This is a genomic window from Luethyella okanaganae (genome assembly GCF_042660285.1).
In the GTDB taxonomy this organism is placed as follows: Bacteria; Actinomycetota; Actinomycetes; order Actinomycetales; family Microbacteriaceae; genus Luethyella; species Luethyella okanaganae.
On sequence record NZ_JBHSTP010000001.1, the window covers coordinates 462,269 to 482,421 of the forward strand.

Genomic DNA, 20,153 nt, shown 5'->3' on the forward strand with positions numbered 1-20,153 from the left:
CGTGAGTAACAACGCCGATGCGCACGTTCACCAGCAGACCGACGGGCATGAACTCGGCTACCCGCCGCTGCCGGAGGCGCTCACGGTCGGCGTTTACGACAACCACACCCACCTCGACCCTCCGACGGGACCAGGGCGGCCGATCGCCGACGGCAGGCATCAGCTCGACTATCGCGAGCAGCTCGACCGCGCATCAGCGGTCGGGGTGCGCGGAGTGATCCAGGTCGGCGGAGACGTCTGGACCTCGCGGTGGTCGGCGGCGACGGCCGCGATCGAGCCGAGGATGCTCGCCGCGGTCGCCATCCACCCCAACGAGGCACCCGTCTATGAGGCCGACGGCGGGCTCGACGACGCCCTCGCTGAGATCGACCGGCTCGCCGGGCTGCCGCGCGTCGTCGCTGTCGGCGAGACCGGACTCGACTTCTTCCGTACCGGGCAGGAGGGGCTCGCCGCGCAATACCGCTCCTTCGAGGCGCACATCGAGATCGCCAAGCGGCACGACCTGGCGTTGCAGATCCACGATCGCGAGGCCCACGGCGAGGTCATCCGCACGCTCAAACGGGTCGGTGCTCCCGAACGCACTGTCTTCCACTGCTACTCGGGAGACGCGGAGATGGCCGAGATCTGCGCGGTGAACGGCTGGTACATGTCGTTCGCGGGCAACGTGACCTTCAAGAACGCCGAGAATCTGCGCGAGGCGCTCAGGGTGGCGCCGCGATCCCTCGTCCTCGTCGAGACGGATGCTCCGTTCCTCACCCCGATGCCATACCGAGGCCGGCCGAACGCGCCCTACCTGCTTCCGCACACCGTGCGGGCGATGGCCGCCCACCTCGACACCGACCTCGCACTGTTCGCCGCGCAGATCACCTCGAATTCCGAGCTCGTCTACGGCCGCTGGGATGCCGAGGCGATCGTCGCTCCCGAGGCCGGTGCCGTCGGAGGGCTTGCGTGAACGCGCACCGTCACGAGAGCCCGATTTCCGCCTCGAACCCTGGACACGGCCGGCTGCTCGGCCCGGCCGAGATCCGTGATCTCGCGGAACTGCTCGATGTCACCCCAACGAAGAAGCTCGGCCAGAACTTCGTCATCGACGCGAACACGGTGCGGCGCATCGTCAAGACGGCGGGGATCATCCCGGGCGAACACGTTGTCGAGGTCGGTCCGGGGCTGGGCTCCCTCACACTCGGGCTGCTCGAAGCGGGGGCGTCCGTGATCGCCGTGGAGATCGACAGGCGCCTCGCCGAGCAACTGCCCAAGACGGTCGAGCTCATGCAGCCGGCGGCCCCGCTCACGGTGATCCACGCCGACGCTCTGCGCATCGAGGAGTTGCCGGGCGACCCGGTGCGGCTCGTCGCCAACCTGCCGTACAACGTGTCAGTACCGGTGCTGCTGCACCTGCTCGAGCACTTCCCGTCGATCCGCGCCGGCATCGTCATGGTGCAGGCCGAGGTGGGGCAGCGGCTGGCGGCCCGACCCGGGTCGAAGGTCTACGGCAGCCCCAGTGTGAAGGCGGAGTGGTACGGCGCGTGGCGCACGGCCGGGCAGGTGTCCCGGCAGGTCTTCTGGCCGGTTCCGAACGTCGACTCCATCCTCGTTGGCTTCGAGCGTCGGGACGCCGCCGATGGAACGGGTGCTCTCGGCACGGAGGAGGAACGGCTCGTGACGTTCGAGCTCGTGGATGCGGCTTTCCAACAGCGCCGCAAGATGTTGCGCCAGTCCCTTTCCGGTGTTCTCGGTGCAGAGGCCTCATGGGTGCTCGAGGCGGCAGGGGTCGACCCGACGGCGCGGGGTGAGCAGCTGACCGTGCACGAGTTCCTCGCCATCGCTCGGGTCCGGCCGCTCGACGCCTAGTAGTGCTTGGTTAGCTCGGTCCGGCGCGTTGGCAGTATGGGCAGCGGCTGAGGAGGCGGATGACCGCGGTTTGGAGTTCGCGGAGCGTCTCGTAGATAGAGTCGCTGCTGTTTGCGTCTTGAATTCGTCGCCTTGTCGGACCCGTCGCGAAACGGCAGAGCGTTCCTCGCTTGGTGGCTTCCGGTGTCGTCGCGGCGCTGACTACGGGCGCTGTTGCGAGCACTAGTACTATGCGAGCACTAGTACTAGGAGACCGACACAGTCCGTTCGGGCGCGAGCGCGCTGGCGCGCCTTCTTTCAGCTATCGTGAGGGCCGAGCGGGTGAAATAGCCTGAGCCGTGAACGGGAAGAGGCGCACATGGCGGACTGGACGGTGACGGGTCGCGAAGATGGCGTGAGCGACCAGGCGCTCGCGAACGCTACGGGCAAGGCCTGGCCGGCGTGGTTCGCGGTGCTCGACGAGGCGGGTGCGCAGACATGGAAGCACTCCAAGACCGCGCAGTGGCTCGACGCGAACTTCACGATCGGCGGATGGTGGGCGCAGGGTGTGACCGTCGGCTATGAGCAGGCGCGTGGCATCCGCCTGCCTGGTCAGCGTCAGGACGGAACCTTCGAAGTCGGCGCCTCGAAGACGCTTCCCCTCGATCAGCAGAAAGCCATCGACGCGCTGATCGCCGCTGTGAGCGACGAGCTCGGCGCGCATGCAGGCGTGGCTGAAGGCGGCGGGCACGCTGAGCTAGGTTAGAACCATGACCATCGCGGCCACCTCTCCGGTTGCGCACGCGAGAGCGCCGGGCAAGATCAATGTGTTCCTCAAGGTCGGTGCGCGGCTCGACGACGGTTACCACGAGATCGCGACGGCCTATCAGGCCGTGTCCCTCTACGAGGACGTGCGCGCACACCCCGCCGACGACTTCTCGGTCTCGTTCGGCGGCAGCGTAGACACCTCAGGACTCGAGACAGACGGCAGCAACCTCGCGATCAAGGCGGCACGGCTGCTGGCCAGAAAGACGGGCTTCCGCGGCGGTGTGCACCTCGAGATCGACAAGAGCGTTCCCATCGCGGGCGGCATGGGCGGAGGGTCCGCGGATGCCGCTGCCACCCTGCTCGCATGCGACGCGCTGTGGGGCACCGAGGCGACGAGGGAGGAGCTCGTCATCCTCGCCGCCAAGCTTGGTGCCGACGTGCCCTTCGCGCTCACAGGGGGGACGGCGATCGGTACCGGCCGTGGAGACCAGCTGAGCCCTGCGCTCGCACAGGGAAGCTTCCACTGGGTGCTCGCGATCGCCGAATTCGGCATGTCGACGCCGGCCGTCTACGCGGAACTCGATCGTCACCGGGAGCGCCACGTCCACGACATCTCGCCGTCGCCGGGGGTGCCGACCGTCGATGCTCGCGTGCTGCAGGCTTTGCGGGCGGGTGACGCCCGCATGCTCGCAGAGTCTCTGCACAACGACCTGCAGGCGCCAGCTCTGCACCTCGCGCCCGGGCTCGGCCAGATTCTCGAGCTCGGCGAAGAGAACGGAGCGATCACCGGCCTGGTCTCCGGCTCAGGGCCGACTGTCGCGTTCCTCACGAGCGACGCCGATTCCGCCCTCGAGCTCCAGGTCGCCCTCTCCGCGTCGCGCCTCACGGCCGTGCGCGCCCACGGTCCCGTGCACGGCGCGCGCCTCCTCCCCGACTAACTCACCACCTCCCTCCCATTCTTACCTGTTCGCGAGACTGCGTGAATCGTCCTTAAAGTGGCTTATTTCGACGATTCACGCAGTCTCGCGAACGGGCGGGAGGCGGGTTGTGGATAGTTTGCGCGTCGGGTGGGACGGAGCGTGCATGATGTGCGCGTGCGAAAGAGACGACCGATCCCCGATCACCTTCGCGGTCGCCCGATCGCCGCGCGTGATGCCGCGTCGGTCGGCCTGACGGAGTCGTTGTGGCGTGGTCCCGGATTGGCGAGACCATTCCATGGGGTGCGGATCGCGCACGATGCCGAGCTCTCTGTGCGCGAACTCATCGAGGCGTATTCGAGGAGGATGCCGCCGGCCCAGTTCTTCAGCCATACCTCGGCGGCACTTCTGTATGGAATGCCGCTGCCCACGCGCCTCGAGCGGTCGTCGCTCATTCATGTGAGTGCCGAACCCGGAGGCGCGATTCCGCGTGCACGGGGTGTGATCGGGCATCACGCGGCATGGGACAGGACTCCGACGACGCTCGGCGCGCTCCGTGCGAGCTCGCCCCTCGACACCTGGTGCGAGCTGTCGACGATTCTCGAACTCGACGACCTCGTCGCCGTCGGCGACTTCATCGTCACCGGCGACGAGCCTTTCTCGGGACATCCGCCGCTCTCCTGCCTCGATGACATGGGTGCCGCCGTGACGGCGCACGGACGTCGGCGTGGCGCCCGGAGCCTCTCGGCGGCTCTGCGGCTCGTGCGATACGGCCCTCTCTCCCGAATGGAGACGATCACTCGCTTGTTCGTCGTTCGCGCGGGGCTTCCCGAGCCTTCCATCAACTATCGAGTCTGCGACACGCATGGTCGACCGGTGTCGATGGTCGACCTCGCGTTCGTCGACTGGAAGGTCGCGGTCGAGTATCAGGGCGATCATCACCGCGAGAAAGGGCGGTTTCGAGACGACATCGCGCGTCGTGAGCGGCTGGAAGATCTTGGCTGGACCGTCGTCTACATCTCCATCGACGACATGGGGTTGCGCCCGGCCGAGACGATCGCCCGCCTTCGCACTCGCCTCCGCTCCCGAGGAGCCCCCCTATGACCGCGAGACTGCGTGAATCGTCGAAAAGAGCCCCCTATCCGACGATTCACGCAGTCTCGCGAAGGGAGAAAGGGAGAGGGGAGAGCACGAGCAGACCAAGGTCGGGCCCGCGGTCAATCGGGTCGAGGTGCACCCGTACTTCTCCCAGCCCGATATGCAGAAGGAGCCTGTCGCCACGCACGGCGACAGTCGCGGCAGCCCCTTCAGCGCTCATCAACAGCTCAGACACCGACAGCCGGGTCTCGGGCCGGCTGGATAGCCCTTCGAGGGCAGGTCCGCGACCGCGGCTTGACCGAAGGAGGAGGCTGCCGCGGGCTGGCAGGTTGCTTGGATATCCTGGGACAACATGGCGCACTTACTGGGGGCCCAAGCCCTACACCTCGAATACCCGACCAAAGTCGTCTTCGACTCCGTCTCGCTGGGAGTGAACGGGGGAGACCGGATCGGGATCGTCGGCCGCAACGGCGACGGCAAGTCGAGCCTGCTTGCGATGCTCGCCGGGTGTCGCGGCGTGCGCCGCGGGCCTGGCCTGGGGTGCCCTGGACGCCGGGCGATGGTTGGAGTGCGTTGATGGCTGTGTCGTTGGTGGTCGGGGAAGCCCTGCATTTGGAGTACCCGACGCGGGTCGTGTTCGACTCTGTGACGGTTGGGGTCGAGGGGGGCGACCGGATCGGGATCGTCGGTCGCAACGGCGATGGCAAGTCGAGCCTTATAGGGATGCTTGGCGGTCTGATCGAGCCGCAGGCCGGTCAGGTGACGAGGCGGGGCGGCGTTCGATTCGGGATGCTGTCTCAGAGCGATGACCTTGACCCGGCAACCACGGTGGGTCACTCGATCGTCGGGGATCGGCCCGAGCACGAGTGGGCTGGCGATGCCAATGTGCGGGACGTGATCGGCGGGCTCGTCGCCGATCTGCCGTGGGACGCGCAGATCGGTGCGCTCAGCGGTGGACAGCGGCGCAGGGTCGCCCTGGCCGTGCTGCTGGTGGGCGAGTGGGACGTGATCGCTCTGGACGAGCCGACGAACCATCTGGACGTTGAGGGCATCGCCTGGCTTGCCGAGCATGTGAAGAATCGTTGGGCGAAGAACTCCGGCGCCCTGCTGGTCGTGACGCACGACCGCTGGTTCCTCGATGAGGTCTGCACCGAGACCTGGGAGGTGCACAGCGAGACCGTGGAGCCTTTCGAGGGCGGCTACGCGGCCTATGTGCTCCAGCGAGTCGAGCGGGATCGGATGAACGCCGCGACCGAGGCCAAGCGGCAGTACCTGATGCGCAAGGAGCTGGCGTGGTTGCGCCGGGGAGCCCCGGCCCGCACGTCCAAGCCGAAGTTCCGCATCGACGCCGCCAATCAGCTCATCGAGGACGTGCCGCCGGTGCGGAACCCGATCGAACTACAGCGGCTCGCAGTCGCACGTCTCGGCAAGGACGTGATCGACCTCGAAGATGCGAGCGTGCGCTATGGGAATCGCGAGGTGCTGAGAGACGTGATGTGGCGGATCGCACCGGGCGAGCGGACCGGGATTCTCGGGGCGAACGGCAGCGGCAAGTCCACGCTACTGGGGCTGATCGCCGGAACCGTGCAGCCTGTCTCGGGACGGGTCAAACGCGGCAAGACGGTACGGCTCGGGATGCTGGACCAGCAGTTCAGCCAGCTCGCGGACATCCGTGACGACCGGGTGCGTGAGGTCTTGGCGCGCACAAAGACGACGTTCACGATCGACGGCAAGGACCTCACTCCGGCGCAACTGCTGGAACGGCTCGGGTTCGCCCGCGAACACCTCTCCGCCCGTGTCGGGGAGTTGTCGGGAGGCCAGAAGCGGCGCCTCCAACTCCTGCTGCTGCTGTTGAGCGAACCTAATCTCATCGCTCTAGATGAACCTTCAAACGATGTTGACACGGACATGCTGGCCGCGATGGAGGACCTATTCGACTCCTGGCCCGGAACGCTTATCGTGGTCTCCCACGACCGCTATCTCGTGGAGCGGATCACCGACCAGCAGTATGCGATCATCGACGGCCGCCTCCGGCATCTGCCGGGCGGGATGGACGAGTACCTGCGACTGCGCGCGGCGGCGACAGCGACACCGTCGGCTGTGACGCCTCCCCCTGTCTCTGAGCAGAGCGCTACGCGCCTGTCGGGTGCTGACGAGCGCGCTGCGAAGAAGGAGTTGAGTGCGACGGAGAGGAAGCTCGAACGTCTCTCGGAGCGGATCGCGATGATTCACGACCGCATGGCCGCTCATGATCAGGGCGACTACGAAGGCATCGGACGGCTGAACGACGAGCTTCGCCAAGCCGAGGCCGAGACCGCCGCTCTGGAGGAGCGCTGGTTCGAGCTCTCCGAGCTTGTCGGCTAGCGCCGGGCCGCGACCTTCAACCTGATCGTGTCGAGCACTGACAATAAACTCCCCGCAGGCCAAGCCATTCAGCATTCCCTAGACCCAGCGTCAGGACGACAAATCGGCCCACCTGCACGCCGATCGCGCTGACGAGGGAGGCCGTGGCCGGCATCTCGCGGATTGTCGTCCTTGCCGTCCTATGCCGCGCACTCCTGCCTGCTGGGGGTGTCGATCTGCACTCCTTCCGGTGCTCGCAGCACGGTGACATCGCCCTTCTTGTCGAGGTGGACGTCGAGCTGCCCGGTGGGCAGCTGGATCCCCTTGACGGTGAGGGCGCCGAGGATCGGCGACCGCGGGGGACGGATCCGGATGCGCCCGTTCGGCACATCGGCGTGCAATCCCAGTGCGGCCGTGATGATCGCGACCACCGATGCGGCCGACCATGCCTGCGGACTGCAGGCGGTCGGATAGGGAAGCGGGCGGATGACTGATCCGGAAGGCCCGCCGGCTGTTGAGATGCCGCTCCACAGCTCGGGCAGCCGGAACTCGAATGCTTCGCCGGCGGCGATGATGCCGTCCGCGAGTTGCGCAGCGACCTCGCCGAAGCCCGTCTCCGCCAGCCCGCGGATGGCGATGGCGGTGTCGTGCGGCCAGACGGACCCGTTGTGGTACGAAATCGGGTTGTAGCGGGGCGAAGACGCCGACAGAGTCCGCAAGCCGAACCCGGAATCCAGGTCGCCGCTGCCTAGGTAGCTGGCGATCAGCGCGGTTTCCCCGGCGCTCACGATGCCGGTGCCGAGCAGATGGCCCATGTTCGAACTGATCGCGTCGGCCCGGTGCACCCGATCCACGATCGCCAGGGCGGGATAGCTGGTGTCTTCAACCCAGAACGCAGTATGGAACCTCGCCCGCAGTTGGGCGGCCCACTCGCGCAGTTCGGGCGCTCCGTTCTGGCCCAGCGCGTCCAGCAGGTCGGCGGCTTCGACCGCGGCCTGGTAGGCGTAGGCCTGCATCTCGACGAGTGCCACAGTGCCGGCGTGCTCGGCGCCGACCGCATCGTGGACGGCGTCGCGCGAGTCCTTCCAACCCTGGTGAGAGAGCCCGGCGGGGTCAGGGCGGTAATCCAGCAACCCATCACGGTCAGAGTCCGCGTCGGAGGTCAGCCACTGCAAGGCGGCACGAAGATGGGGGATGAGCTCCTGCACCGTAGCGGGGTCGGCACCCCAACGCCACGCTTCCGTGAGCAGGATGATCCAGAGGCTCGTGGCATCCGCGGAACCGTAGTAACGCGCGGGCAGCAGCTGCGCGGCCTCCTCGCGCCGCAGCTCATGGAGAATCTTGCCCGGCTGCTCACCGGAGACCGGATCGTGGACCACCCCCTGTCGCCGGGCCAATGCCCGCAGCGTGCCGACGGCGAGGTCCAGGTCGAAGGGCAGCATCATGCGCGCGGCCCAGATCGAATCACGGCCGAAGAGGGTGAGGTACCACGGCGCCCCTGCGCACATGTAGCGGTCGGCCGGATCGTCGGTATCGGTGCGGACCAGCGCGTATGCGTCCGCCACCGACCGTTCGAACAGCCGCTCCAGTCGCGGATCCGCTTCCAGCTCGAGCGACGCGGACGGGACCGCGTTGGCGGGGGCCGCTAGTGCCCCGGCCGTGGTGACCTCGGCGGTCAACTCGACCGATTCCCTGGCGTGCAGCGTCACATTCCACTCCGCAGTCGCCAGTCCATCGCTGCCGGCTTCCACCGTGGCAGGCGGATCGAACGACGCGGCGACGCTGGCGTCGTCGAGCAGCCAGGTCACCATGCCGTTGCGCAGCTGGGGGGCGACCAGCGGACGCGTGGTGCCGGAGCGGGCCTCAGAGATTGTGGCGCCGTCGGTTCCCAGTGACAGCGCGACAGGAAGGCTGACAGATTTGCGGGATGCCGAACGCAGGGTGATCTTCTCGTGATAACCGGTTCGAGTGAGTGTTCGGCGGCGGCACACCGAGATCTGCGGGTCGCCGTCGAGCCCGAAGTCGGCATCCGCCGTGGCCAAACCCGGCACGACTGAAGTGAACTCGACCGACTGCGGACCCCGGTACGCGGTGGCGATGTGGTCCATGGGCCGACGCGCGACATGCAGCCTGACGCGGGAGAGGATTCGACGATCGTCAAGGTAGTAGCCCTCGATCGGGGTGACGCCGGTATCGCCTTCAGGATCCGAGACCGCGCTGGCCGGCGCGTTCAGCACTGTCGCCAGCGCTGCCAAGGGGGGCTGGCGGGTCGAGGTCATTTCAGCCATCGAGACTCCTTTGTTCTCCGGGCCTCGGCCGCGGTGTTGTAGGGATACTCATATTATTACCGCTCAAACAGTTGCGTTTGAGCGGTAAAATCACTTATCGTTCCTCTACCCGAACTTCCAGCCGGGTATTCCACCAAGAATCCGGCGGTCCATCCGGCCCGCCTTCGACCCAACGGAGTGTTATGAAGCACGCACGTATGTATGCCGTCGGCGCGGTCCTCGCCGTCGCCTCCACGGCCCTTGTCGGTTGTTCCGGTGGCGCGTCGCCCGATGCGGGCAAAGAAGGACGCGGCCCGATCACGTTCGCGCAGGGCAAGGACACCACAGGCAAGCTGCAGACGATCATCGATGACTGGAACGACGAGCACCCTGACGAGAAGGTCACCTTCGTCGAGCTGCCGGAGTCGGCCAACGACCAGCGCACCGCGCTGGTGCAGGACTTCCAGGCGGGCGCCGGCACGTACGACGTCGCCGGTCTGGACGTGGTCTGGACGGCAGAGTTCGCCGCACGCGACTGGCTGGTTCCGCTGGACGGCGTGGACACATCCGGGCTGTTCGAGTCCACCGTCGACTCGGGCACCTATGACGGGAAGCTGTACGCGGCGCCGTACAACACCAACGCCGGCTTCCTCTACTACCGCACCGACCTCATCGATACGCCGCCCACCACGTGGGCCGAGCTCGAAGGGGACTGCGCCGTCGCGGTGACCGCCGGCATCGACTGCTACGCCGGCCAGTTTGCCCAGTACGAGGGCCTCACGGTGAACTTCTCGGAGGCTGTCAACTCGGCAGGCGGGACCGTCATCGACGACGGCGGCAATGTGACGCTGGACACCCCGGAGGCCAAGGCGGGCCTGCAGTTCCTCGTCGACGGCTTCGAGAACGGCACGATCCCTGACGAGGCGGTCACCTACCAGGAGGAGGAGGGCCGCCGCGCGTTCCAGGCCGGCAAACTTCTGTTCCTGCGCAACTGGCCGTACGTGTACGGCCTGGCCACCCAGGACGGCGCCGACTCGGTCGTGCAGGACAAGATCGGCATCGCACCGCTGCCGGGTGCTGACAGCCCGGGCGCGTCGACGCTCGGCGGCTACAACCTCGCCATCTCGAAGGCGTCGAAGAACCAGGAGACCGCGAAGGACTTCATTACGTACATGGAGTCCGAGGGTGTGCAGAAGAAGCTGCTGACGGACCTGTCGCTGCCGCCGGTTCGTTCTGCCCTGTACGACGATGCCGAGCTGCAGAAGCAGGTGCCCTACCTGGCCACCCTCAAGGAGGCGCTGGAGAACGCGGTGCCCCGCCCCAAGGCGGTCTCGTACAACGAGCTCAGCACGCTGATCTCTGAGAACGTTTACAAGGCGCTGCAGGGCGCGATCAACGGGAACGTGTCGGTTGACGAAACGCTCTCCAAGCTGCAGGACGGCCTGCAGAAGATCGTCGACAGCCAGTAACAACCGAGCTGGACAGGACCAGTCGGTAAGAGCGAGCAGTGAGGCATGCAGCAGTGACAAACCTGGAAGCAACGGCGCAAGCCGGCGAGCGAACCCGATCCTCGGGTCAACCGATGAGGACCTCGTCCCACCGCGCACGCAAGACAGGTGACTCTCGTCTCGCGCTCTGGCTGGTCCTGCCCACCCTGGTGGTGCTGGCTGCGGTGATCGGCTATCCCGTGGTTCGCGCGCTGATCAGGTCCCTCTACGGCGACCGGATCGGCACCGAGCCGCAGTTCATCGGCCTGCAGAACTATCTGGAAGTCCTTGTCGGCTCGGAGGCGCCGGGCTTCTGGTCGGCGCTGTCGACGACCCTGTTCTTTACCGTCACCACGCTGTTGCTGGAACTGGTGATCGGTGTCGCGATGGCGCTGGTGATGAACCGGGCCTTCCGAGGACGCGGTATCGTCCGCGCAGTGGTTCTGGTGCCGTGGGCCATCCCGACCGCGGTCTGCGCGGTGCTCTGGCGATGGACGTTCGACGCCAACGGCATCGTCAATCACTTGATCGGGCAGCAGATCCTGTGGACCGGATCGGAATGGCCCGCCAAATGGGCGATCATCTTCGCCGACACCTGGAAGACCGCACCGTTCATCGCCCTGCTCGTGCTCGCGGGTCTGCAGACGATCTCGCAGGAGATCTATGAGGCTGCACGGGTGGACGGTGCCGGCGCGGTCCGCCGGTTCTTCACCATCATCCTTCCGCTGGTGCGGCCCGCGATCGTGGTCGCCGTGCTGTTCCGGATGCTGGACGTGCTACGCATCTACGACCTGCCGCAGATCTTCACGCACGGCGCCAACAACACCGAGACGCTGTCGATGATCGTCGTCGAGCAGTCCATCGGCAACTTGAAGGCCGGTCTGGGAAGCGCGCTGTCCACCCTCACCTTCCTGATCGTGTTCGCGATCGCCTTCCTATACATCAGAGTGCTCGGCGCCCGGGTCATGGGCGACCGCGACGGAGGTATCGAATGACTCTGGCCACGTCCCCGCGGGTGAAGCGATCCGCGAACGCCGCCTGGTTCGTGCTGGGTGTGGTGCTGCTCGTGGTGTTCTGCCTTGCACCGTTCTACTGGATGCTGGTGTCGAGCCTGAAGAGCCCAAGCGCGATCTTCAACAACGACCTGCTGCCTTCACCGATCTCGCTGGAGAACTTCGCGGCGGTATTCTCGGGGCGCAACCAGTTCGCGCAGGCGCTGCTGAACTCACTCATCGTGGCCGGCACCACGACCCTGCTGGCGATGATCGTCGGCGTCACGGCAGCCTACGCGCTGACCCGGCTGAAATTCCGGGGGCGCACGTTCATCCTCGCGCTCATCCTGGCGGCCTCGATGTTCCCCGGCGTGGCGATCCTCACCCCCCTGTATGAGCTGTTCGCCAACCTGGGCTGGATCAACACCTACCAGGCGATGATCCTGCCGGACATCTCCTTCGCGTTGCCGTTGGCGATCTGGACGCTGACCTCGTTCTTCCGGCAGATGCCATGGGAGCTCGAGCAGGCGGCCAAGGTCGACGGCGCCAGCCCGCTGCAGGCGTTCCGGATGATCATCCTGCCGCTGGCGGCTCCCGGTGTGTTCACCACCACCATCCTGGTGTTCATCGCGGCATGGAACGAGTACCTCATCGCGTCCAACGTGTCCATCGACGCCTCCACCGCGCCGGTCACCGTGGCGATCGCGAAGTTCACTGGCTCGTCGCAGTTCGAGCAGCCATTCGGCACCCAGATGGCGGCTGGTGTCATCGCCACCATCCCACTGGTCATCATGGTCTTGTTGTTCCAACGACGCATCGTCGAAGGACTGACCTCAGGAGGCCTGAAATGACCGTATCGAGCAAAGAATCAGTGACGCGGCGACCGACGCTCCAGTCGATCGCACTGAAAGCCGGGGTGTCGCACCAGACGGTGTCCAACGTGCTCAACTCGCCGGAGCGCGTCGCCGAGGCGACACGTGAACGCGTGCTCGACGTGATCAAGGAGCTGAACTATCGCCCCAACGAGACGGCACGGTCGCTGGCCCGGCAGTCCACCCGGCTGATCTCCTTCCACATCGGCCAGGGTCACCACAACGAGGCGTCTGTGCTTGACCCCTTCATGCGGGAGCTGGCCCGCGTCGGCAAGCAGCACGGGTACCGGGTGGTGCTGGACATCGTGGGCAGTGACGACACCGAGCAGATCGACTCCTACGAGGAGCTTTATGCCCGCCGATCCGTCGATGGCGTCGTCATCGCAGAAACCCATGTCGGCGACCAGCGGCCGGCATGGCTGGTCGAGCACGGCATGCCCATGGTCGCGTTCGGCCGCCCCTGGGCGACAATCCAAGCGCAGCACTCCTGGGTCGACGTGGACGGCGGACTGGGCATGCGCCTGGTCGCCGAGCACCTCGACGAGAACGGTCATGACCGTCTCGCCTACATCGGTCCGGCACGCAACCGCGGCATGGAAGACGATCGTTTGGACGGCTTCCTCAGCGGCCAGATAGGGCGGGGGGTAGGACGACGGTCCGTCACACAGCTGTCCGTCGAAGACCCGACCGAGCTGTGGACGGCGCTGCCACGACTGCTTCGCGATCATCAGCCCACCGCGCTGGCCTGCCGAGACGACTCGTTCGCGTTCGAAGCAGTCCAGGTCCTGCACACCCTCGGCCTGGAGGCCGGCCGCGACATCGCCGTCACCGGCTTCGACGATTCCGAACTCGCACATCGCTGCCGACCGCAACTGACCACCGTCTCCCAGCCGATTCACGAAGTCGTCGTCCTCATCTGGCAATCCCTGCTCGCCCAATTCGACGGCGCAGACCAGGCACCCCTGCAGCGACTCATCCAGCCCAGTCTCGTGACCCGCGAATCCTCCCGCGGTCCGCGCCGCACGGGCTGACCAATAGCCCCTCCCACAACCCGTTCAAAGGAGAACGAAGTGAAGAAGACACGCATGCGCCGTCTCCTGGTCGCGCTGGTCGCCAGCACGATCGCGATCCCGCCTGGATTGACGCTGGCGACCGCGCCCGCCGTGGCCGCCGCCGACCCGGTCCCGCTCGTCGTGGACGCACAGACCCTTCCCGGCGGTGCGGGCGCAGCAGGCCCGCTGGATCTGACCGCCACCGGCAGCATCGACTGGGTGCACGTTGCCGGCACCGGCAACGACCGCAAGAATGTCGCACCGGTGATCGAAGTCGCCAACCTGAACCCGAACGCTCCGGTCGGCACCTTCACTGACAGCGCCTACTCGTATCGGTGGTCTGACGGCACCCCCACCGCCACGTCGACGGGCGTCACCACCGGCGGCGTCTTCAACTACGACACCGCCACAGTCGGCGCCACCAACGGGTTCGATGCCGGCTACCGGGTCAGCGTGCCCGCCGCTGACAGCTTCCGTCGGCTGACGATCATCGGCGGCGCTTGGCAGTCTGACGCGGCGATCACCGTGGCCACCAGCAGCGCAGGCCCCGCCGTCTACACCACCAGCATCACCTCCTCGGGCGACGCCCGGGTGAAGAAGTACTCGGTCACGCTGCGCCCCGGCCAGGGAGCGGTCTTCACCTCGAAGATGACTCTGAAGCGCCACGCGTTCGGGAACCTCTCGCTTGCTGCCGCTGTGCTCGAGGCGATCCCCGCCGGCGGTTCGGGAGCGGTGGTCTCGCATGCCGTACCGACCGCGATGAACCTCACCGCCGAAGGGCCGATCGATTGGCTGCACCTGGACGGAGCCACGATCAACCGCTCCAACCGCGGCGGCAACGCCCTCGGTGTGGCCAACCGCGCCACCAAGCTGTCGATCAACACCCAGGGCGACAACCCGGTCACCTACAGCTGGACAGACGGCACCCCGCTGGCCACGCAGAACGGCACCACCCACGGTGGCGTCTTCTACGCCGACAGCGCCGACTTCACCAAGCCGTACGGCTGGAACATCACCGTCGCCGCTGACCCCCGCCCCCGGGTGCTGAAGTTCGTCACCGGCGTGTGGCAGTCCTCGGCCAAGATCTCGGTCTACCTCAACGGGTCCACCACGGCAGCCTCGACCAACACCGAGCTGGTCGCCGGCGGCACCTCGCTATCCAAGCTGTACACGCTGGGACTCGCCGCGGGCGACAGCGCCGTGATCTCTGCGCAGCTGACCGCCCGCACCCACAACGACGGCAACATCGCCCTTGGCGGCGTCGCGCTGGCCGAGTCGTCGGCGTCCGCCGACGCGCTGCAGGCGCAGGTGGACGAGGTGAACGCGGCCGATCTGTTCGCCTCCGATGCGGTGGCCCTAACCCAACTGGACCGGGTGCTCGCCGAGACGACTGCTCTGCTGGACGACCCGGCGGCGGAGGAGGCGGCGATCGACGCGGCGCGGATCCTGCTGTCCACCGCGTACGACGCGGCACGCCACTCCACGTCTGACGCGCAGTTCACCTACCAGTCGAATCCGGGGCTGACGTCCTCGTTCGGATGGGAGGGCGACAAGCACGCGCCTATCGCGTTCATCGACGGCAGCTACAAACTCCGCGACCGCGGCAACCTGATGGTCACGTTCGGTGTACCCGCCATTCCGGGCAAGATTGGCTGGACCAACGCGGAGGGATACCTGCCCGCATTCATCAGCGAGTACGGCAAACGCGGACTCGACGTGACGGTGCAGAGCTTCTCCGACGAGGCGACCATCGGCGGGAACCGGTTCGAGATCGCCTACTCGCGCATGACGACCACCAACACCACCGACGCGCAGATGAAGCTGCCGGTGGTATCCAGCCAGCTGGTGCCGCTGAACAGCGCCGCGTCGTCGACCACGGTCATCGAGCCGGGACAGACCATGACCCGCGACTATGCCATCGCTGCGGACCGCTTCAACGGCACCTACGGCTGGCCCAGCACCGAGGAGGTCGCCGCGCTCGGTGGCTACGACACGCACTACGACCACATGCGCGACTACTGGAACGACCGTCTTTCGGCCATCGCCGACATCACCGCGCTGCCGGATGAGGACCTCATCAACGCCTACAAGGCGGGCTACATCTACACGCTGTTGATCCGTGACGACCTCGACGGCCGCAAGGAACTGCATGTCGGTGAGAACGGCTACGACGAGATGTTCGACCACGACACCATCGGTATCGTTGCGAACCTGCTCACGATCGGCGACTTCACCTACGCGAAGGACTACCTGTCGACGCTGCCCGCGCAACTGCAGTACGACGACGCGAAGTGGAAGTACAGCTGGCCGTTCGCGCTGTACCTGCAACGCACCGGCGACTTGGACTTCATCCGTGCCGAGTTCGAGAACATCAAGACACAGACCCACAAGATCGAGACGGACCGGATCAACGGCGGCACCGGCATCATGAAGCAGACCAACGCGATCGACAGCGCCGGATACTGGACGATCGACAACTGGTCCGCGCTGACGGGTCTGACCACTTACCGCTACCTCGCCGAGCAACTCGGTGAGACCGCGGAGGCCAACTGGGCGCGGGCGGAGTACGACGACCTGCAGGCTGTCGCCACCGCGCGACTCCAGCAGACCATCGATCAGCACCACCTGGACTACATCCCGATCTCGATGGTGGAGCCGAACGAGACCGGCCCGCGCAGCGACCCGCGCGACGCGAACTGGGCGTCGATGTTCCTGTTCGGACGGTGGGCGTGGGACGGCTACCTGTTCGGAGCCGATCAGTCCGGCATCATGCTGGACTGGATCGATCAGACCTACACGCACGGGTTTGGGCGGCGCGCCGACATCTCGGACACGATCTACAACTTCGGCGGGTACCCGCATGGGTTCTTCTCCAGCGCCTACAACGCCGGCTACGGCAGCGCGGCGCTGCGCGGCGAGCAGTACCGTGACGCCGGCATCCGCGCCTACCAGTTCATGATCGACAAGGCGCAGAGTGGACCGTTCGGATGGTGGGAGGGCGTCGACTACCCGAGCGCCACCTCCCCGTGGAACATCGACCACGCCTCCGGCGGCGGCGGCTCCGACCAGCACATGTGGGGTCAGTCGACCGCCACCAAGGTGTTGTTCGACTCGCTGATCGCTGAGAAGGCCGATGGGACGGTGATCATCGGTCGCGGCGTGCCCACCGCATGGACCACGGACGGTCAGCAGGTGGCGCTGGACCGGTACCCGGTGGTCGGCAACGGCCGCGTCGGCTACTCGATGACCACCACCGGCACCGATGTGAAGATCGACTTCGACGGTGACATCTCCAAGGTCGAGAACTTCAGCGTCGAGCTGCTCGCACTCAAGGACAACATCGCGAGCGTCTCCACCCCCGGCGCCACCATCGACCCCACCGCCGGCACCGTCCGGCTGCCGCACGGCACGTCCAGTGTCACCATCACCATGAAGCACGCCGTCCACGCCGAGGGTGAGGCGTTGTCGGTGTCGGGTGCGGCGAAGGTTGGTGAGACGCTGCACGCGGTGGTGTCGGAGGGCTGGACGGCGTCGTCGTATCAGTGGACGCGGAATGGTGAGCCGATTGCGTCGGCGACTTCGGAGTCGTATGTGCTGACCCCGGAGGATGCGGACGCGGTGATAGGTGTGCAGCTGCAGGCGAGCAGGCCGCAGTGGTCGGACGCTACGGCGTCGGCTGAGGTGGGTCCTGTGGATCCGGCGGCGGCGGCGGCGTTGACGGTGTCGGCTGAGGCGACAGGCAAGTGCGTGGCCGGGAAGGTGTACCTGTCGGTCACGGTGCTGAACCGGAACAGTGTGCCGGTGGGGGTGGATGTGCCCACCACCTTCGGTGCGACGTCGTTCACGAACGTGGCGGCGGGCAAGAACGCGTTCCACGCGTTCACGACCCGGCAGGCGTCGGTTGTGGCTGGTTCGGCGCGGGTGCATTCACCGCGGACTACCCGGCGGTCACCTGTGGCTGACACCCATCCGTAGCCCATCAACCGCTATCAGAACCCGAACACATAGGAGACAACGATGAACATCCGCTCCGCCACCACCCGTGCCTGCGTCGCGGCATCGGGGCCCTCATCCTGGTGGGAGTCGGCACCGCAGCCGCAAACGCCGATGACCTCCAGGATGACCAGGTCGACGTGAATGTTTCGATCACCGAGATCACCGAGCCGCATGAGGTAGTGCCGATCCATCGAGGCTCGGGTGTAGACGAGGGCTTCGGTGTCTGGTTTCTGCACGCGATCGCCGCCGAGCTCTCGCGATCGGGGCGGTGATCGCGCTCAGCGCGGCCCTCGCCGCATCCGCCTCGTTCTGTGACGACGGTCGGGTCAGTGGCGGCGGATCAGCACGACCACGTCGTCGAGAGTCGCCGGCTCGCCGTCGGGTGCGGTGGTCGCCCGGGGACGGGTCTCGGCGAGGAGTACATCCCACTCCTCTGGCTCGAGGGCGAGCTGCTCGAGTTCTTGCTCCGGGCTGAGGAAGCGATGCTCGTGCCCGTGGGGCACGCCCGCCCAGGGCGGGAAGTCCGCGTGCGAGGTGATGAGCAGATGCCCGCCCGGCGCAACGCGTCTGGTGGCCTCGCGGAGGATGTCCTCGCGGGGCAGTTCGACTGGGGAGTGCAGGAAGCTCGCTGACACGAGATCGTAGGCACCGGTGGGAGTCGCCGCGAGGTTGTCGGCGATGAATCGGGCATGGTCGGCGCCGAGGCCAGCCGTCTCAGCGGCGGCCGTGGCACGCCGGATGGCGGTGGGCGAGATGTCGACGCCGGTGGCCTCCCAGCCGTGCTGCGCGAGCCAGATGACGTCCGCCCCCTCTCCGCAGCCCAGGTCGAGCGCGCGCCCCGGGGAAAGGGTGCGGACCACGTCGGCGAGCACGCGGTTGACCGTTCCGGACCACACATGGTCGGAGCCCGCGTACCGTTCTTCCCAGAAATCGGCCGGTGCGATCCGCGGCCACGCTGCTGGATCCTGCGCAGCGGTATCGAAGTCCCAGGTGACGAGCGCGCCGTTCACTACGCCGCCGGTGAATGCCCCGGCACCGATCGACATGGGCACGTTCGCGGCCGGATTGACGACGTTGCCGATCGCCCAGATCCGGTCGTCGCTCGTCTTCCCGGTGGGGTCGACAGTGAGGAACGACCCGAACGGGGTCTCGCTGCGTGCCAGGCCCAGTGGGGCGAGGAAGTCGTCGTGCGGTCGTGGTGCGCCGGCGGTGAAGATCGCGTCGACCGACACCTCGCGCCGGTCATCGAGGCGAACGGCGCCGATGGTGCTGCCTTCGCCGAGGATCTCTGTGACAGGTGCGGGCTCGAGGTCGATGCCGCGTGCGCGCAGGCGCTGCTCAGTCGCGGGAGTGACGTGCCCGAGTCCTGCGGTGAAGACGGTGACGTGGTCGCTCCACTGGCGGATGAGTTCGGCTTGGTGCAAGCCGAAGGGTGAGGTGGTGAGGACGCCGAGGTGCTGGTTGCGGACCTCCCAGCCGTGGCAGTAGGGGCAGTGCAAGACGGTGCTTCCCCATCGCTCGGCGAGTCCGGGGATGTCGGGGAGCTCGTCGCTCAGCCCGGTCGCGACGACCATGGCGCGCGTCGATCGCACGGCGCCCTCGACGGTCGTGACCTGTAAGCCGTCATGTTCGCGCTCGACCCGCTGGATGGTTCCGCTTGCGAACTCGACGCCATAGCCCTCGGCTTCGGCGCGGCCCCGTTCGAGGAGTTCACCCGGCGGGACGCCTTCCTGGCCGAGCACACCGTGCATGTGCGCGGCGAAGCGGTTGCGGGGGTTGCCCGCATCGATGACCAGCACGCGGCGGCGCGAGCGGCCGAGCATGAGCGCGGCCGACAGTCCCGCCGGTCCACCGCCCGCGACGATCACATCCCATGAGTTCTCCTGCATGCTCCCATCCTGTGCGTCACAATGAAGAGTACGCAAACAGATTTGCAGAATCAGCAAGGAGGCCAGGATGCTCGGCGAAGTGGAACAGGTCGGGGCGAGGCTGCGGGCCGTGCGCCAGTCGCGCGGGCTGACGCTGGAAGAGCTCGCCTCGAGCACGAGCATGTCGGCGAGCACGCTGTCGCGGCTGGAGTCCGGGAAGCGGCAGGCGAGCCTGGAGCTGCTACTGCCGTTGACGCGGAGGCTCGGGATCCGGCTCGACGACCTCGTGCCGCAGGAGTCGGCGGACCCCCGGGTGCGTCGACCGGTCATCCGTCGCGACGGGCTGATCATCGCGCCACTCGCCCCCGAGGGCTCACCCATCCTCACCTACAAGATCACCTATCCGGTGCGCACCGTGCTGCCTGAGCTTCGCGTGCACGACGGGTACGAGTGGCTTTATGTGCTCGCAGGGAAGCTCCGGCTGCGGCTGGGCGAACAGGACCTGACCCTGAGTCGCGGCGAGGCGGCCGAGTTCGACACGCGCACGCCGCACGCGATGTCCGCCGCAGGCGGACGCCCCGCGCAGGTGATCAGCATCTTCAACGGTGCTGGCGCCCGCATGCACACCCACACCACGGACTGAGCGGCATGACCGGAAGACAG

At 66.8% G+C, this 20,153-nt stretch carries 15 protein-coding genes and 1 pseudogene; 13 read left to right on the plus strand and 3 right to left on the minus strand.

Going from position 1 to position 20,153, the window contains the following annotated elements; genetic code table 11:
- Window position 1: 1 nt before the first annotated feature.
- The 7 genes and pseudogenes from ACFQB0_RS02055 (at window position 2) to ACFQB0_RS02085 (ending at window position 6,977) form a co-directional block, all read left to right on the plus strand.
- Window positions 2-952 carry a TatD family hydrolase gene (locus tag ACFQB0_RS02055; RefSeq protein WP_386726960.1) on the plus strand — a complete coding sequence of 317 codons (951 nt, stop codon included), beginning with the start codon at window positions 2-4 and terminating at the stop codon, window positions 950-952.
- Window positions 949-1,851, plus strand: a complete 903-nt coding sequence (gene rsmA / locus ACFQB0_RS02060) for a 16S rRNA (adenine(1518)-N(6)/adenine(1519)-N(6))-dimethyltransferase RsmA (RefSeq protein WP_386726963.1) — start codon at window positions 949-951, stop codon at window positions 1,849-1,851. Before ACFQB0_RS02055 ends, rsmA begins: the two co-directional genes overlap by 4 nt.
- A gap of 358 nt (window positions 1,852-2,209) precedes the next feature.
- Complete coding sequence (locus ACFQB0_RS02065) at window positions 2,210-2,596, plus strand: hypothetical protein (RefSeq protein ID WP_386726966.1); 387 nt, start codon at window positions 2,210-2,212, stop codon at window positions 2,594-2,596.
- 4 nt (window positions 2,597-2,600) lie between these two features.
- Complete coding sequence (locus ACFQB0_RS02070) at window positions 2,601-3,536, plus strand: 4-(cytidine 5'-diphospho)-2-C-methyl-D-erythritol kinase (protein WP_386726969.1); 936 nt, start codon at window positions 2,601-2,603, stop codon at window positions 3,534-3,536.
- 156 nt (window positions 3,537-3,692) lie between these two features.
- Window positions 3,693-4,619, plus strand: coding sequence for a hypothetical protein (locus ACFQB0_RS02075; RefSeq protein ID WP_386726972.1), 927 nt, complete (start codon window positions 3,693-3,695; stop codon window positions 4,617-4,619).
- 346 nt (window positions 4,620-4,965) lie between these two features.
- Window positions 4,966-5,127 (plus strand): annotated as a pseudogene (locus tag ACFQB0_RS02080) (ATP-binding cassette domain-containing protein); the annotation flags it as partial.
- A gap of 62 nt (window positions 5,128-5,189) precedes the next feature.
- Window positions 5,190-6,977, plus strand: coding sequence for an ABC-F family ATP-binding cassette domain-containing protein (locus ACFQB0_RS02085; protein ID WP_386726975.1), 1,788 nt, complete (start codon window positions 5,190-5,192; stop codon window positions 6,975-6,977).
- 179 nt (window positions 6,978-7,156) lie between these two features.
- On the opposite strand, the gene ACFQB0_RS02090 is transcribed toward ACFQB0_RS02085, so the two are convergent.
- Window positions 7,157-9,244: a glycogen debranching N-terminal domain-containing protein gene (locus ACFQB0_RS02090; RefSeq protein WP_386726978.1), complete on the minus strand. Its 2,088-nt coding sequence runs from the start codon at window positions 9,242-9,244 to the stop codon at window positions 7,157-7,159.
- A 77-nt stretch (window positions 9,245-9,321) separates the two neighbouring features.
- Here ACFQB0_RS02090 and ACFQB0_RS02095 point away from each other — a divergent pair, with 77 nt between their 5' ends.
- The 5 genes from ACFQB0_RS02095 (at window position 9,322) to ACFQB0_RS02115 (ending at window position 17,601) form a co-directional block, all read left to right on the plus strand.
- Window positions 9,322-10,692, plus strand: coding sequence for an ABC transporter substrate-binding protein (locus ACFQB0_RS02095; protein WP_386726980.1), 1,371 nt, complete (start codon window positions 9,322-9,324; stop codon window positions 10,690-10,692).
- Between the two features lie 203 nt (window positions 10,693-10,895).
- Window positions 10,896-11,705: a carbohydrate ABC transporter permease gene (locus ACFQB0_RS02100; RefSeq protein WP_386726983.1), complete on the plus strand. Its 810-nt coding sequence runs from the start codon at window positions 10,896-10,898 to the stop codon at window positions 11,703-11,705.
- Window positions 11,706-11,764: 59 nt separating this feature from the next.
- Window positions 11,765-12,553, plus strand: a complete 789-nt coding sequence (locus ACFQB0_RS02105; RefSeq protein WP_386726986.1) for a carbohydrate ABC transporter permease — start codon at window positions 11,765-11,767, stop codon at window positions 12,551-12,553.
- A complete protein-coding gene (locus ACFQB0_RS02110) occupies window positions 12,550-13,605 on the plus strand; it encodes a LacI family DNA-binding transcriptional regulator (RefSeq protein WP_386726989.1) in 1,056 nt (351 codons plus the stop codon). Before ACFQB0_RS02105 ends, ACFQB0_RS02110 begins: the two co-directional genes overlap by 4 nt.
- Window positions 13,606-13,644: 39 nt before the next feature.
- On the plus strand, window positions 13,645-17,601 hold the full coding sequence (locus tag ACFQB0_RS02115) for a hypothetical protein (RefSeq protein ID WP_386726992.1): 3,957 nt from the start codon (window positions 13,645-13,647) through the stop codon (window positions 17,599-17,601).
- 14 nt (window positions 17,602-17,615) lie between these two features.
- On the opposite strand, the gene ACFQB0_RS02120 is transcribed toward ACFQB0_RS02115, so the two are convergent.
- Window positions 17,616-17,858, minus strand: coding sequence for a hypothetical protein (locus ACFQB0_RS02120; RefSeq protein WP_386726995.1), 243 nt, complete (start codon window positions 17,856-17,858; stop codon window positions 17,616-17,618).
- A 90-nt stretch (window positions 17,859-17,948) separates the two neighbouring features.
- Entirely contained in the window at window positions 17,949-19,511 is a 1,563-nt protein-coding gene (locus ACFQB0_RS02125; protein WP_386726997.1) for an FAD-dependent oxidoreductase, read from the minus strand.
- A 67-nt stretch (window positions 19,512-19,578) separates the two neighbouring features.
- Here ACFQB0_RS02125 and ACFQB0_RS02130 point away from each other — a divergent pair, with 67 nt between their 5' ends.
- Window positions 19,579-20,133: a helix-turn-helix domain-containing protein gene (locus ACFQB0_RS02130; protein ID WP_386727000.1), complete on the plus strand. Its 555-nt coding sequence runs from the start codon at window positions 19,579-19,581 to the stop codon at window positions 20,131-20,133.
- The last annotated feature ends 20 nt before the right edge of the window (window positions 20,134-20,153 follow it).

Excerpts from the sequence above, each read along its gene's own strand:
- ACFQB0_RS02065 (WP_386726966.1), top strand. The coding sequence starts at position 2,210 with ATGGCGGACTGGACGGTGACGGGTCGCGAAGATGGCGTGAGCGACCAG.
- ACFQB0_RS02070 (WP_386726969.1), top strand. The coding sequence starts at position 2,601 with ATGACCATCGCGGCCACCTCTCCGGTTGCGCACGCGAGAGCGCCGGGC.
- ACFQB0_RS02085 (WP_386726975.1), top strand. The coding sequence starts at position 5,190 with ATGGCTGTGTCGTTGGTGGTCGGGGAAGCCCTGCATTTGGAGTACCCG.
- ACFQB0_RS02090 (WP_386726978.1), bottom strand. The coding sequence starts at position 9,244 with ATGGCTGAAATGACCTCGACCCGCCAGCCCCCCTTGGCAGCGCTGGCG.
- ACFQB0_RS02110 (WP_386726989.1), top strand. The coding sequence starts at position 12,550 with ATGACCGTATCGAGCAAAGAATCAGTGACGCGGCGACCGACGCTCCAG.
- ACFQB0_RS02125 (WP_386726997.1), bottom strand. The coding sequence starts at position 19,511 with ATGCAGGAGAACTCATGGGATGTGATCGTCGCGGGCGGTGGACCGGCG.
- ACFQB0_RS02130 (WP_386727000.1), top strand. The coding sequence starts at position 19,579 with ATGCTCGGCGAAGTGGAACAGGTCGGGGCGAGGCTGCGGGCCGTGCGC.